This window comes from Paenibacillus sp. Z6-24 (assembly GCF_054161335.1).
This window is the reverse complement of sequence record NZ_CP096398.1, coordinates 1,018,298-1,031,414: the sequence shown is the minus strand read 5'-3', so window position 1 is coordinate 1,031,414 and position 13,117 is coordinate 1,018,298. Positions and strand designations below refer to the sequence as shown.

The following is a 13,117-nucleotide window of genomic DNA, read 5'->3' as shown; positions in this document are numbered from 1 at the left end:
GTGCCAAATTGGTGTAAGACAGGACAAGAGCGTCTTACGGGATTAGACACCATAGACAGAAGCGTTACAGGAGAACAGGAGGAATCTAGCATGTCCACCCTTATTACACCACATACGGATACCCGGATGGCAGAGATCATTAACAAAGTACGTGCAGGTGAGCGTTTATCCCTTGAAGATGGGGTATATTTATACGAGAGCGAAGATATCCTGACCATTGGCCAGCTGGCGAACGAAGCCAATCTGCGCAAAAATGGCAAAAAAGTATACTTCATCGAGAATATGAGCCTGTACTTCACCAACGTATGTGAAGCCCACTGCGCTTTTTGTAACTTCCGCAAGGATGAAGGCGAAGAAGGTTCGTACACACTGAGCGGCCAGGAAATGGTGGATTATGTGAATCAGCATATTCATCCCGGCATACGCGAGTTCCATATCGTTGGCGGACATAACAACAATGTACCATTCCAATACTATGTGGATTCCCTCAAAGCACTGAACGAAGCATTCCCTGAAGTTACACTTAAGGCTTATACTGCAGCCGAGATTGACTTCTTCACCCGGATCAGCGGACTTGGCATCAAAGAAGTACTCCTTGAGCTGCAGGCAGCCGGCCTGGAATCGCTGACTGGCGGCGGTGCCGAGATTTTGTCGGATGAATACCGCAAAAAAATGCGCGTCGACAAAGCCAATGTCGACCGCTATCTGGAAGTGCACCGCACTGCTCACGAACTGGGCATGCGCACGCATACAACCATGCTGTACGGTTCGATTGAAACCTATGAAGACCGCGTTAACCATATGATTCAAATCCGCGAACTTCAGGACGAGACTCACGGCTTCCAGGTCTTTATTCCATTATCCATGCAGCCAAAAAGCAAAAACGCAAGCATTATGCGTCGCAACTCGGCTTATGAAGATCTCAAAACGATCGCGATCAGCCGTCTGATGCTTGACAATATCGATCATATCAAAGCTTATTTCATTAACATCGGTACCCAGCTGACCCAGATGGCTCTGACGTTTGGCGCATCCGACGTGCATGGTACAATCCTCAAGGAACGTATCAGTCACGCTGCCGGAGCCCTGACGCCGGAAGGTCTGACTCGCAAGGAACTCGTCTGGCTCGTCAAAGGCGCAGGCCGCATTCCGGTGGAGCGGGATACCTTCTATAACGAAATTCAAGTGTACGAATAACCGTCGATCTGCAGAAGTCTAACCGCTCCTGCAGGAACACCTTTATTTGCGCCTCGCATTTCACTATACACCGGGCTTTACTTAATTGAACAGGCATGTTTAGCTGCATGCTTTCTCATTGAAGTAAAGCCCGTTTATCCGCCTGCCGATAAACCTATTATAGCGTCAGGCGATTGGCATTACCCGGTCTCTGCTGTGAATTCCCTGTGCCGGATGATGTCAGTATACATTATCGTTTCCAAGCTATGTAATGCTATCCGGGAATCCATAACATTCTCAATTAATCACACTGCATAAAGGGAGAAGATATTATGAAAAACTTAGTCATTCTCGGCGGAGGGTACGGTGGAACCACCCTGCTGCATGAGCTGCTGGATCACAAAATTCCGGCGGACACTCAATTAATCCTGGTGGATCGCATGCCATTCCAGGGACTCAAGACTGAATACTATGCGCTCGCAGCAGGAACATCCTCCGATATGGAGCTGCGTGTCAAATTCCCTGTTCATCCCAAGCTGTCGATCCGCTATGGTGAAGTGAACGGAATCAACATGGATGAGAAAAGTATCTCCTTTGCTGACGGTGAGCCGCTGCAATACGATCAGCTCGTTATTGCTCTTGGCTGTGTCGATAACTTCCACGGTGTACCGGGAGCCGATACTTTCACCTGCACGATCCAGACGTTTGAAGCTACACGCGAAACGTACCGCCGGGTCAACAACTTGCCTCCTCAATCGACTGTCAATATCGTTGGCGGCGGACTGAGCGGTATCGAGATTGCAGCCGAGATTCGCGAGAGCCGTGAAGATCTGCATGTACGTATTCTGGATCGTGGCGAAAGACTGCTATCCGCTTCTCCTCCACGCTTGTCCAAGTATGTACAGGACTGGTTCAAGGATCATAACGTAGAGATCCGCAACAAAATCAATATCAGCCGTGTGGAAGAAGACTGTGTATACAACGGACCGGATGAACGTATTCCTGCAGACATTACCGTATGGACAGCAGGTATTCGCCCTGTACCATTGGTAGATGAGCTGAACGTCAACCAGGATAACTCCGGGCGCGTCATCCTGGACGATCTGTACCGGATTCCTGGCCGACCGGAAATCTTCGTATGCGGAGACTGCGCTTCCCTGCCGTTCGCAGCAAGCGCACAGGCTGCCGAAGCACAGGCCGAGCAGATTGCCAATGTTATCGTAGCCGGCTGGAAAGGTGAGCAGCCAAAAGTACAACCACTCAAGCTGAAAGGCACACTCGGTGCACTCGGCAAACATGCCGGCTTCGGTTCAGGCTTTGGGTTTGGTGGCAAAAGTTCCGTTACCGGCCGCGTACCACGTCTGCTGAAGAGCGGTGTGCTCTGGATGTCCAGACACCATTTTGGTTAATGAATGTTGTTCCATTACGCCTATCCCTGGTGATATATTGAATAATTGTCGTTATCCGGCATGTCTGTGAGTACAAAAAAGCTGATCTCAATCAAGATCGAGATCAGCCCAGGCATCCGCCTCATTAATTTTATCCATAATTAATGTATATAATTCATCCTCATCTTCGGATGCGACAATTTCTCCGTTAACCAGCGCATACGGCATCGCATAACATTGACCACAGTTGCCCAGACAACCGTATTCGATCACATCGTAATCCGGGTTGCTGTCAAGCTGCTTCATAATGCGGTCTGTGCCATTATGCATATTGCTCTGACAAAATTCAATAATGGGTCTCATGTGATACTCTCCAATCTATATCCTTTCAATTGTGCCAATAACGACGGTTTTCTGCTCGGTACATCTGATCTATTTTAGCATGTTCTATGCCAATTGTGCCGGAGTAGTGACTCATTTTCAAAATAAATTTGAAATGAGTATAAAAATCAATGGCGCAAATGCTGAAATTGGTTTACTTTTATATTATAATATACTTACGAAAGGAGTTGAACAATATGAGTGAAAGCGTACAAGCTGAAATGTATGATGAAGTAATGGAAGTTCTGGACAAACTGCGTCCATTCCTGCAGCGCGATGGCGGTGACGTGGAACTGGTTGATGTTGAAGACGGTATCGTCAAACTGAAACTGATGGGTGCATGCGGCAGCTGCCCAAGTTCTACAATCACACTGAAAGCCGGTATTGAGCGCGCCCTTTTCGAAGAAGTTGAAGGTGTGGAAGAGGTAGTGCAAGTATTCTAAGTCATTCCTTTTCATGCATTGATCTATAGGCATTTGCCACCAAAAGAGACCTTCCAGCAGGAAGGTCTCTTTTTTTACGATGTGAAACTACATAGTGAGATTGTCCACAAGGACGACAAGAAATACAAAAACTCAATAAAGCAGGCGTGGAGCCTCACTCCGTGCCTGCTTTATTTGAGGCGATCTATTGTTTACTTTACATAAGGACGAATCGGGTCCAGCCCGCCCGAGATCTCCATAATATTGCCGGTAATAAAGTCTGAATTATTCTCGCACAGGTAGGCAATGACACGGGCGACGTCTTCGCCGCTGCCTGGTCGACCGCGCGGTGTCTCTCCGTCACTCATGCCGATAACTTCATCGATCCGCTTCTCCTTGTTATCCCCGCGGATATCCCCAGGACAGATCATATTGACCGTAATCCCGTTGGACGCTTCTTCTACTGCCAGTGTTTTGGTAAAGGAAACCAGACCAACTTTGGCCGCTGCATAGACGGCGCGATGCGGCCAGGCTCTCGATTCCGCAGCATGACCAAAGCCAAAATGGATGATCCTGCCCCACTTGCGCTCACGCATACCTGGCAGTACCCGGTGATCGAGCAGCATCGCCCCGATCAGATTGCCCTGCAGCATATCCATAATCTCTGAACGTTCATAATCCATAAATAAACGGCGCTCCCGAATAAAAGGGCCGGCATTGTTCACCAATATATCTACACTGCCCAGCTGCTGCTGCACTTCATCCACCAGCCGGTCAATATCCTGTTCTACCGATACATCTGCCTGTACAGCGATACAGCGTACACCGATCTGCTGAATCTCCTGCTGCAGCTGCAGCGCCTCTGTCTCGCTGTTTACATAATTTAGAGCAATATCATAGCCCTGACCGGCTAGCGTAAGCGCCGTCATTTTGCCAAGTCCCTTGGCGCTTCCTGTAATTAGAGCGGTTCTGCGTTCCAATACTATGCCTCCCTGGTCATCAATACTCAATTCGAGTCTATTCATAGTGTACAAACTAGTGATAGCAGATGTCAAAAAGGTTCTCCGGATTTCATCCAATCTTCTTTTTGCGGTTGAATTCATGCTTTATTTTGGATAGATTAGAACCAGAGTACGATTATCGGCAGAAAGGAATCCTGATCATGAGCACCCATAAACAAAAAACGAATGCCATGCGCATTCTCGACAAGGAACAGATTCAGTACCAGATCTACGAATACGATCCGGAAGACGGTCAGATTCACGGTAATGCCGTAGCTGTCAAAATCAACAAGCCTGCCGAAATGGTTCACAAAACGCTCGTGACCCAGGGTAAACAGGGACTGTATATCTTTGTGATATCGGTTGGTGCAGAGCTGGATCTCAAGCAGGCCGCCCGCGCTGCCGGCGAGAAAAAGCTCGATATGCTGCCAGTTAATGAACTGCAGAAATGGACGGGGTACATCCGCGGTGGCTGCTCTCCGGTAGGCATGAAAAAGCTGTACCCTACCTTTATCGATCAGCAGGCAGCGTCACTTGATCGGATGATTGTCAGCGCAGGACGGATTGGTACCCAGATCGAACTGAGGCCGCAGGAACTCGCTCAGGTTGTTCAGGCACAATTTGAGCCATTATGTATGGAGGAATAATGCCGATCTCCCCAATCGCTTTATTCATGCAAAAATACGGTGAGCCATATCTATGGGCTCACCGTATTTTGGTTATTGCTATGCTTATTTCGTTTCGAATGCCGGGATTACTACGCCTTTATACTGCTCTTCGATAAATTTCTTGGTATCGTCGGAAGTCAGTGCTTTAGCCAGCTTTTGGATCGCATCGGAATCTTTGTTGTCTTCACGGGATACCAGATAGTTCGCGTATGGTGCGCTGCTGTCTTCCACTACCAGTGCAGATTTAGGATCGATTTTGGCTTCGAGTACATAGTTCATGTTGATCATCGCCATATCTACCTGGTTCAGCTGACGAGTCAGCATTGCTGCATCCATCGGTATGAATTTCAGGTTTTTCGGGTTAGCTGTAATATCTTTTACATCCGAAGTGATCTTCGTTTTGTCTTTCAGTTCAATCAGTCCGTTATTCGCCAGCAGGATCAGTGCACGTGCGCCGTTGGATACTTCGTTCGGGATGGCGATACTTGCGCCGTCAGGAAGCTGATCCAGGGAAGTGTACTTTTTGGAATATCCGCCGAATGGCTCGATGTGTACGCCTTGTACAGTTACCAGGTTCATGCCGCGGGATTTGTTTTGCTCATCCAGGTAAGGCTTGGTCTGGAAGTAGTTGGCATCCAGTTTGCTATCGTTCAGCTGTACGTTCGGCTGGATATAATCCGTGAATTCGACCACTTCCAGGTTGATGCCTTCTTTGGCCAGAGCCGGTTTGAGGTGGTTAAGGATCTCGGCGTGTGGAACAGCGGTTGCGCCGACACGAAGTGTTACTTCTTTGCTGCCTTCAGCTGCTCCGGATTGTGCGGAATCTCCAGTTGTTTTGCTGCCGCAAGCTGCGACAACAGCGATCAGCATGATGCTGATCAGAGCGAGTGCCCATTTTTTCATAGTATGTTTGCCCCTTTATGATAGTTTGGTTGATCTATTGGTGATATGGAATTCGGAGGAACCGATTCAGGCAGCGCCTGTACCTGTTCTTTCCTATCTCCGTGAGAAATAAATGACCAGACGGTCGCCGATCATCTGCAGTACCTGCACAATGACGACCATCAGCACAACCGCCACCAGCATGACGGCTGTCTCATAGCGGTAATATCCATAGTTAATTGCCAGCGTTCCCAGTCCACCGGCGCCGACCATACCGGCCATTGCCGTATTGGAGACGAGTGCCACGACCGTAACGGTCAGACCGGCAATCAGTCCAGGCATCGCTTCCCGGATCAATACCCGGCTGATAACCTGCCATACGGAAGCGCCCATCGCATGAGCGGCTTCGATCACGCCGCGATCCACTTCACGCAGCGCCGTCTCCACCAGTCTGGCAAAGAACGGCGCAGCTGCGATAACGAGCGGCGGGATCGTTCCTTTGACACCAATCGTCGTACCGACCAGCTTATCCGTCAGCGGCAGCAGTGCCACGATCAGGATAATGAACGGTACCGACCGCAGAATGTTCACAATCACCGACAGTACCGTGTATACGACGCGTACGACAGGTGATGTGGAACGGGCCGACATAAACAGGATGACTCCCAGCGGCAGTCCCAGAATAAGGGTGAACAATGCCGAAGCGCCGAGCATGGCGAGTGTATCCTTGGTAGCTGTACCAAACTCTGTCCAGTCTACCTGTGTAAAATCAAGTGCTCCCACGTCCATTACTCGATCACCTCCACATCCAGGCCTTCGCCGGTCAATATTTCAATCGTACGGCGGATCAGCGCCTCTTCCCCTTCAAAACGAACAATAAGCTGTCCGTAAGGGACATTTTTCAGTGTGGAGATAGTACCCTGGATAATGGCAAAATCCACGCCTGTCTGACGCACGGTCTGCGATAGAATGGACTGATACGTCTTGTCACCCAGGAACGAAATCTTCACGGCCAGTGAGGAAGACGCATGCGGTGCATCCAGCGCGATATCAAGCAGTTCGGCATGGGTGTACTCCCGGTTGATAAAGTCGCGGGTCACAGCATGCTGCGGCTTCAGGAACACTTCGGCCACAGGACCTTTTTCCACAATTCCTCCCTGATGAATAACGGCTACACGGTCACAAATGCTCTGAATAACGTGCATTTCGTGTGTAATCAGTACAATCGTCAGGTTGAAGCGGCGGTTGATATCCAGCAGCAGCTTCAGAATGGAGTCGGTTGTCTGCGGATCGAGTGCAGATGTTGCTTCATCGCAGAGCAGCACATCCGGATCACTTGCCAGCGCACGAGCGATACCGACACGCTGCTTCTGTCCACCGGACAGCTGGGCCGGATATTTGCGTGCATGAGCTTCCAGACCAACCAGCGCCAGCAGTTCTTCCACTTTGGCACGAACATTCTTTTCCGGTGTCTTGACGAGACGCAGCGGGAAAGCGATGTTGTCATAGACCGTAGCCGAGGACAGCAGGTTAAAGTGCTGAAAAATCATACCGATCTTGCGGCGGCGGGATTGCAGCGCGGATTTGCTGAGACGGGTCAGGTCCACTCCATCGATCCATACCCGTCCGGAAGTCGGGCGTTCCAATAAATTAATACATCGTATAAGCGTACTCTTACCAGCACCCGAATGGCCGATAACGCCGAAAATCTCGCCGCGTTCGATCGAGAGATTCAGCTCGGACAAGGCAGGGGTTACATTTTTGCCTTTGCCATAGGTTTTGGTCAAATTCTCCAGTTGAATCAAGCTTCAGATCCTCCTCCTTGTAGCTTGCTCGGTTACGAGCCTTTATACTGTCATTCAGTAATTTTTCTTCAAGCGACCGCTTTATACACAAAAAGAGCCCTTTGCAGAAAAGGGCTCTCTATCATCTAGATATTGCCTTCTCATCTGCCAAAATCGCAGGATGCTGTAAAATATGCATCTGCCATTTTGAAGGATTTAGCACCATGTCATTTGGAAAATAAGACCTTAACGGTCATTTCCAAATCGGCTGCCGGGTTTCATCGGGCCAGTCCCTCCACCACTCTCGATAAGAAAATATGAAAACGTCGAATGAAAATCTTTACTCAGTATATTGAAGATCACATCGTTTGTAAAGCAAAAATATATGGAATTTCGATGAATTCAGCAAAATTTCATCAAATACTACGTAAAGTTAATCAGAATACTTGGGATTCGTCAAAAGTTACATATTCCGGTGCTGAAATAGAAGGCTGGTCGCCGGTAAACAGGCTTGGTAGAGATTGGGAGGAAGCTTTCCTTTTCAAAAGGTGGAAGTGGCCTCTTACTCTTTTTCGTCTGAAAAGGGGGATTATGTTAGATCTTTTTCTTGGGCTGGCAGAGTCGGTGAATCGTTATGCAAAGAAAATTCATTTTCATTGGTGGGTATTTGTGAGAGCGTCTCTTGTTGTGACGAGCGGTGTATAGTTCGATGTATAGTTCATCCGCTTCGAGAAGAGATTCTACCATTCCCTCCGGTTAAGAATGGAGATCTTGAATAACCGCTTGCAGCAGTCGATCTCCATTCTTAAATGTCGGTCATTGGTAGAATTCTCTTCTCTCCGCTTAGTGCAAGGTGAAATTGTTGCGTGGTCCAGGAAGAAAAAGTAATCTTACTGCTCTTACTGCTCTTACTGCTCTTACTGCTCTATTGTGATGTACTCTGTTCAATGCAAATAAAAAAGCCGTCCGGTGATGAAGGACGGCTTTGGTACGGTGATCTGTAATCTACAGTTAGACTGCGCTGCTAATAATACATGTGAGACAGTGCAGCTTGTCTATTGTTCATGCATCTAAATAGGAAGCGACAGATCAATGACGCAATTATAAATCAATTAATGTAAAGTACCTGTCTTCTGGTCCGCGGTACTTGTGCCTTCTCCCCAGGCATTCGGGGCCAGGCGGCCGTAGGAGCCGCGGCTGAGCTGCCATACGCGCAGGCTCATGTAGCAGAGGATGCCGAACAGGAACTGAATGATCAGCGTATGCGACATGGTGGCGAAGAAGTAGACTTCCGGTGTATCCATTGTAAAGATGTTAATTGCTCCGCTGACAAATTGCAGCAGGATGAACAGTACAGCCAGGATTCCCATTTTGCGGATACCCGGGTTGTGCGGATGGCGACGGTAGGCGTAGTGGCCGAGAATGGCAATTACGATGACGAGTGCCACAGCCGCGACGCGGTGCAGGAAAGCTACCGCTACGCCGCCGGACAGTTCAGGGACAAGTGCTCCGTTACAGAGCGGGAAGCCCGAACAGCCGCCGCGTGAATCAGTATGCGTCACAAAAGCACCGGTATACACAACGATGTAGGTAAAGATCGTAGCGAACCAGGTCAGATTGCGGAACCCTTTGCTAACCGGAGGCTCGTCGGCAATATCGTGAATGATCTGCCGCAGATGCAGCCGGCGGGTGCTGAACGCGAGCAGCGACGAGCTGGCAAACGCGATCATCGAGAAACCGAAGTGCAGTGCCATAACGGCAGACGATTGGGAAAATACGACTGCAAATGCGCCCATGATTGCCTGCAGAATGACAAAGAACAGAGTAAATGAAGCGTACACGCGCAGCTCTTTGTTTCTATTGAAAAACATGAATCCAATAAAGGAAAACAGTGCCGTAAGTCCGGCAAATCCGCTGACTGCACGGTGTGAATATTCAATCAATGAAGCGATCGTATACGCCGGGATAAATTTGCCGTGACACAGCGGCCACTGTGCTCCACAGCCCATACCGGAACCCGTCTTGGTCACAACCAGGCCGCCCATCGTCGCCAGGAACATGGCGAGACAGGTGATATAGCTCAGCCATTTCAGTTGCTTAATCGTTATTAGTGGCTTTTTTGCCATGATGAGAATCACCCGCTATTTATATGATAGTGACGTTCATTTGAAGTCAATCTTATTATATCAATTCTGATCGAATCCTAGCGGCCGGTTTGTGACAAAAAATGATCAATCTCTGTAGTATGACAGAACGGGAGGACGGTAGATATGATGTTTGATACGGGAATACCGGATTCTTTTGAAATCGGTTATATAATGTCTTATCTCACCTATCATCCACTGTAAAAAAGCAGCCTTTGCCATATCCATAGGCTGTAAGCATCAGGGTAAATGTATATCACCCCATGCCCGACAAGTCTCAGGATTGGAAAAGGCTGCTTTTATTCAACATATTATTCTCACAGGCAGACTTATCTGCGCTGCCGATGATATCGTTTTAGTTTTGCTGTCTTACTTTACTCCGCTGCCTGTGTATGGAGCGTCTCATACACAGCCACCGCGCGGTCCAGGAACTGTTCGATTTCCTGGCGGGATTTGCGGGCTTTGTTGACGAAGCGAACCAGTTCTTTGCCACTCGCATAAGCGACAAAGCTTGGAATACCCAGGATATTCTGCTCCTGGCTCACATCGCCTACGCTTTCCACGTCCACTTCCACCAATTGAAGACGATCTGCATAATCAGCTTCGACTTCAGGCATGAATGGATCGATAAATTTGCAGTCTACACACCAGTCGGCCTTGTAGACGGCAACCGTCAGCTTGGGAGAGTTAATTGCTGTATAAAAGCTTTCGCTTGTTGTAATCATTTGCATAGAGATAAATCCTCCTTTATTTGTAATGGATGATCAGCCTTTGCGGGATTGCAGACGCATCAGCGGTGACAGCAGCTTGCGCAGCGGTCCCGGATACGAGGACAATTCTTCTGAACGCACCACGCGCAGGATCACCAACATCACCGGATACAATACCAGTGTCGCTATTCCTACCATACAACAACCAAGGAAAAATGCAACCCTGTCGTTCATCCAGGCCGTTAGTCCGATCCCCGCCTGATTCAGCACGAGACCGACCAGACCGAGCAGCACGACGGTAATCAGGAAGCCCGGCCAGCGGCTGCCCAGTACAGAGAAGTTGACCACCTGATGCAGCGAACGCAGATTCAGTATCGTAATCAGCACAAAGCATAATCCGGTCGCCGAAATAATGCCGTAAATGCCAAAAAATTGCGACAGCACCAGACTCAGTACCAGCTTGAGGGCAATCCCGGCCAGTACGTGAACCATCGACAGATTGACTTTGTTAATCCCGATCAGCATCGAGTTGCTCGTCATCATCGTAATCTGGAAAATCGTACAAATCGTCAACAGCGCAATAATGCTTGGTGCATCTGCCCCGCCGCTGTCATTGGCACTAAACAGCAGTCCATTGATGCAGTAGGCTGCCGTCGCCAGCATCAGCACGATCGGCACTCCGGTCAATACCGATATCCGCAGCGCCAGAGTCATCTGCTTTTGCAGATTCTCCTGTTCTTTGCGGGCATAGGCTGCCGAGATAATCGGAATCAAGGAGGTACTGAGCGCGATAGCCAGAATCGGCGGAATTCCCGCAATACTCTGTGCACGCTGTCCCAGAATACCAAGGGAAGCTGTCGCTGCCAGATTGCCGACCTGATCGATCAGCAGCGGCTTGATAATCGAACTGTCGATAATATTGACTGCCGGAATCGTCAGCGAGGCGATAACGATCGGTATGGACAATTTAAATATATCCTTGTAAATCTGACCCAGAGGAATGACCGATTCTTCGCCGGTCTTTTTCATTTCCATGCGGCTGGCTGCATCCTGTTTGCGCAGCTTGAAGGTAAAGTAAATCATGACCGCAAAAGCACCGATACTGCCCAGCACACTGCCGAATGAAGCGGCAGCAGCTACTTCCACATCACCATAACCGATGCGGACGAGCAGATACGCCAGCAAAATAGCCGTGAATACACGGGCAAACTGCTCCACAACCTGCGATACACCGCCCGCTATCATCATATTGCGTCCCTGGAAATAACCGCGCATCATGGCGATTGCCGGGAACAGCAGCAGAGATGGAGCAATCGCCTGCAGCGACAGCGCCGCCGCCGGCTCCTTGGACATTGCCGCATAATACGGCGCTCCAAAATACAGCAGCAGGGTTATCACCACACCTGCCGCTCCGGCAAACAGAAGCGCCGCATAATAAATGCGCTGCGCTTCATGCGGGCGTCCCAGCGCATAACGCTCGGACACCATTTTACTGAGTGTGCTCGGAATGCCTGCGGTAGCAACCGCCAGCAGCATCAGATACACATTATTGGCAATCGAAAATGCCGCATCCCCGGTAAAACCGAGTAAATGCTCCAGCGGTACACGCTGTGCCAGTCCCAGCACACGGGCGACCAGTGCCGCCACGGCCAGGATGATCGTTCCTTTGATAAATGATTCTGCCTTAGCCAAAATAGTTCCCCTTCTCTCATGTCACATCATGGATGCACAGTATTCGGATCATCTCATTATATTCATTGCTCTGCCGCCTGCTGCCTATTGGCCTGTACAGCAGATTCATCTGCAGCATCCGAAAGATTGCGGACTGTCTATGTAACCGAATCGGCACAAAAAACCGGAAGGCTGATTCGCCTTCCGGTCGTCGTCTTACGTCAGCATTACTATTATAGACAAGCTTCTGCGTAATTCGCAATGTACATCCGCTTAATGCACGACAATCCAGATAATCCAAATGATAATCATGCCCAGCTGGAGAATGATCTTCACGATTGCGCTGGACAGCAGTCCAAGCATCGTTCCCCAGGCGACTTTGAGTGCCGTCTGGAAGTTCTTGCCGCTGATCAGCTCACCGGCGAGTGCCCCGATCAATGGACCCAGAATCAGACCAAAAGCCGGAATCACAAACGGTCCGATAATCAGACCAATCGTGGACAGGATGACCGATAGCCTTGTGCCTCCGAACTTTTTGGTCCCATAGGCGCTGACCAGATAATCTGCCACAAACAGGGCAATAACAATAACCGTCTGGATAATCCAGAACCACGGTCCAAATTCAGCGAACGAGAAAAACCATCCGTATACAAAAAATGCAAAATATATTGCCAATGCTCCCGGTAATACGGGATAGATCGTTCCGAGCATCCCGATTACAAACAGGGCAATGACCAGTATCCAACCTATAACTTCCATCTGTCATCTCTCTCCTTTGTCCGATCCGGACTATCCGGATTGGCACATTATCATCCATGTTCATTCAGGGAGTATCTTCACAGCGCAAGGTATACTCTAACTCTAGCTGCGCTTCCGCAGAAACAGACCTG

The 13,117-nt window shown here is 49.2% G+C and carries 14 protein-coding genes and 1 riboswitch; of the genes, 5 read left to right on the top strand and 9 right to left on the bottom strand.

Annotation, left to right across the window (positions count from 1 at the left end; genetic code table 11):
- Window positions 1-90 precede the first annotated feature (90 nt).
- Both mqnE and M1D61_RS04655 read left to right on the top strand, forming a co-directional pair.
- On the top strand, window positions 91-1,197 hold the full coding sequence (mqnE, locus tag M1D61_RS04660) for an aminofutalosine synthase MqnE (protein WP_458121349.1): 1,107 nt from the start codon (window positions 91-93) through the stop codon (window positions 1,195-1,197).
- Window positions 1,198-1,508: 311 nt separating this feature from the next.
- A complete protein-coding gene (locus M1D61_RS04655; protein WP_458121348.1) occupies window positions 1,509-2,585 on the top strand; it encodes an NAD(P)/FAD-dependent oxidoreductase in 1,077 nt (358 codons plus the stop codon).
- Window positions 2,586-2,672: 87 nt separating this feature from the next.
- On the opposite strand, the gene M1D61_RS04650 is transcribed toward M1D61_RS04655, so the two are convergent.
- Entirely contained in the window at window positions 2,673-2,927 is a 255-nt protein-coding gene (locus M1D61_RS04650) for a YuzB family protein (protein WP_046215831.1), read from the bottom strand.
- 215 nt (window positions 2,928-3,142) lie between these two features.
- On the opposite strand from M1D61_RS04650, the gene M1D61_RS04645 reads away from it, so the two are divergent.
- Complete coding sequence (locus M1D61_RS04645; protein WP_017815716.1) at window positions 3,143-3,388, top strand: NifU family protein; 246 nt, start codon at window positions 3,143-3,145, stop codon at window positions 3,386-3,388.
- A 191-nt stretch (window positions 3,389-3,579) separates the two neighbouring features.
- Here the strand turns inward: M1D61_RS04645 and M1D61_RS04640 are convergent, their stop codons facing one another.
- Window positions 3,580-4,392 carry an SDR family oxidoreductase gene (locus M1D61_RS04640; protein ID WP_458121347.1) on the bottom strand — a complete coding sequence of 271 codons (813 nt, stop codon included), beginning with the start codon at window positions 4,390-4,392 and terminating at the stop codon, window positions 3,580-3,582.
- Window positions 4,393-4,529: 137 nt separating this feature from the next.
- Between M1D61_RS04640 and ybaK the strand changes: the two genes are divergently transcribed.
- Window positions 4,530-5,015 (top strand): Cys-tRNA(Pro) deacylase, encoded by a 486-nt coding sequence (gene ybaK, locus M1D61_RS04635; RefSeq protein ID WP_458121346.1) that lies wholly within the window; start codon window positions 4,530-4,532, stop codon window positions 5,013-5,015.
- 84 nt (window positions 5,016-5,099) lie between these two features.
- On the opposite strand, the gene M1D61_RS04630 is transcribed toward ybaK, so the two are convergent.
- From M1D61_RS04630 to M1D61_RS04620, 3 genes are all read right to left on the bottom strand, one after another.
- On the bottom strand, window positions 5,100-5,939 hold the full coding sequence (locus M1D61_RS04630) for a MetQ/NlpA family ABC transporter substrate-binding protein (protein ID WP_458121345.1): 840 nt from the start codon (window positions 5,937-5,939) through the stop codon (window positions 5,100-5,102).
- A gap of 93 nt (window positions 5,940-6,032) precedes the next feature.
- Window positions 6,033-6,701 (bottom strand): methionine ABC transporter permease, encoded by a 669-nt coding sequence (locus M1D61_RS04625; protein WP_152663595.1) that lies wholly within the window; start codon window positions 6,699-6,701, stop codon window positions 6,033-6,035.
- Window positions 6,702-6,706: 5 nt separating this feature from the next.
- A complete protein-coding gene (locus M1D61_RS04620) occupies window positions 6,707-7,723 on the bottom strand; it encodes a methionine ABC transporter ATP-binding protein (protein WP_046215836.1) in 1,017 nt (338 codons plus the stop codon).
- Window positions 7,724-7,860: 137 nt separating this feature from the next.
- Window positions 7,861-8,016, bottom strand: a riboswitch (SAM riboswitch).
- 16 nt (window positions 8,017-8,032) lie between these two features.
- On the opposite strand from M1D61_RS04620, the gene M1D61_RS04615 reads away from it, so the two are divergent.
- Complete coding sequence (locus M1D61_RS04615) at window positions 8,033-8,407, top strand: hypothetical protein (protein ID WP_458121344.1); 375 nt, start codon at window positions 8,033-8,035, stop codon at window positions 8,405-8,407.
- Between the two features lie 407 nt (window positions 8,408-8,814).
- On the opposite strand, the gene M1D61_RS04610 is transcribed toward M1D61_RS04615, so the two are convergent.
- The 4 genes from M1D61_RS04610 to M1D61_RS04595 all read right to left on the bottom strand — a co-directional run bounded on the left by M1D61_RS04610 (window position 8,815) and on the right by M1D61_RS04595 (window position 12,986).
- Window positions 8,815-9,828 (bottom strand): COX15/CtaA family protein, encoded by a 1,014-nt coding sequence (locus tag M1D61_RS04610; RefSeq protein ID WP_458121343.1) that lies wholly within the window; start codon window positions 9,826-9,828, stop codon window positions 8,815-8,817.
- 392 nt (window positions 9,829-10,220) lie between these two features.
- Entirely contained in the window at window positions 10,221-10,577 is a 357-nt protein-coding gene (locus M1D61_RS04605) for a thioredoxin family protein (protein ID WP_458121342.1), read from the bottom strand.
- A gap of 33 nt (window positions 10,578-10,610) precedes the next feature.
- Window positions 10,611-12,248 carry a putative polysaccharide biosynthesis protein gene (locus M1D61_RS04600; protein WP_458121341.1) on the bottom strand — a complete coding sequence of 546 codons (1,638 nt, stop codon included), beginning with the start codon at window positions 12,246-12,248 and terminating at the stop codon, window positions 10,611-10,613.
- A gap of 252 nt (window positions 12,249-12,500) precedes the next feature.
- Window positions 12,501-12,986, bottom strand: a complete 486-nt coding sequence (locus M1D61_RS04595) for a DUF456 domain-containing protein (protein WP_458121340.1) — start codon at window positions 12,984-12,986, stop codon at window positions 12,501-12,503.
- Window positions 12,987-13,117: the final 131 nt, after the last annotated feature.

What these genes read in the sequence shown, in the direction of transcription:
- M1D61_RS04630 (WP_458121345.1), bottom strand. Translation starts at nt 5,939, where the DNA reads ATGAAAAAATGGGCACTCGCTCTGATCAGCATCATGCTGATCGCTGTT.
- M1D61_RS04610 (WP_458121343.1), bottom strand. Translation starts at nt 9,828, where the DNA reads ATGGCAAAAAAGCCACTAATAACGATTAAGCAACTGAAATGGCTGAGC.
- M1D61_RS04605 (WP_458121342.1), bottom strand. Translation starts at nt 10,577, where the DNA reads ATGCAAATGATTACAACAAGCGAAAGCTTTTATACAGCAATTAACTCT.
- M1D61_RS04595 (WP_458121340.1), bottom strand. Translation starts at nt 12,986, where the DNA reads ATGGAAGTTATAGGTTGGATACTGGTCATTGCCCTGTTTGTAATCGGG.
- mqnE (WP_458121349.1), top strand. Translation starts at nt 91, where the DNA reads ATGTCCACCCTTATTACACCACATACGGATACCCGGATGGCAGAGATC.
- ybaK (WP_458121346.1), top strand. Translation starts at nt 4,530, where the DNA reads ATGAGCACCCATAAACAAAAAACGAATGCCATGCGCATTCTCGACAAG.
- M1D61_RS04650 (WP_046215831.1), bottom strand. Translation starts at nt 2,927, where the DNA reads ATGAGACCCATTATTGAATTTTGTCAGAGCAATATGCATAATGGCACA.
- M1D61_RS04640 (WP_458121347.1), bottom strand. Translation starts at nt 4,392, where the DNA reads ATGAATAGACTCGAATTGAGTATTGATGACCAGGGAGGCATAGTATTG.
- M1D61_RS04655 (WP_458121348.1), top strand. Translation starts at nt 1,509, where the DNA reads ATGAAAAACTTAGTCATTCTCGGCGGAGGGTACGGTGGAACCACCCTG.
- M1D61_RS04615 (WP_458121344.1), top strand. Translation starts at nt 8,033, where the DNA reads ATGAAAATCTTTACTCAGTATATTGAAGATCACATCGTTTGTAAAGCA.
- M1D61_RS04645 (WP_017815716.1), top strand. Translation starts at nt 3,143, where the DNA reads ATGAGTGAAAGCGTACAAGCTGAAATGTATGATGAAGTAATGGAAGTT.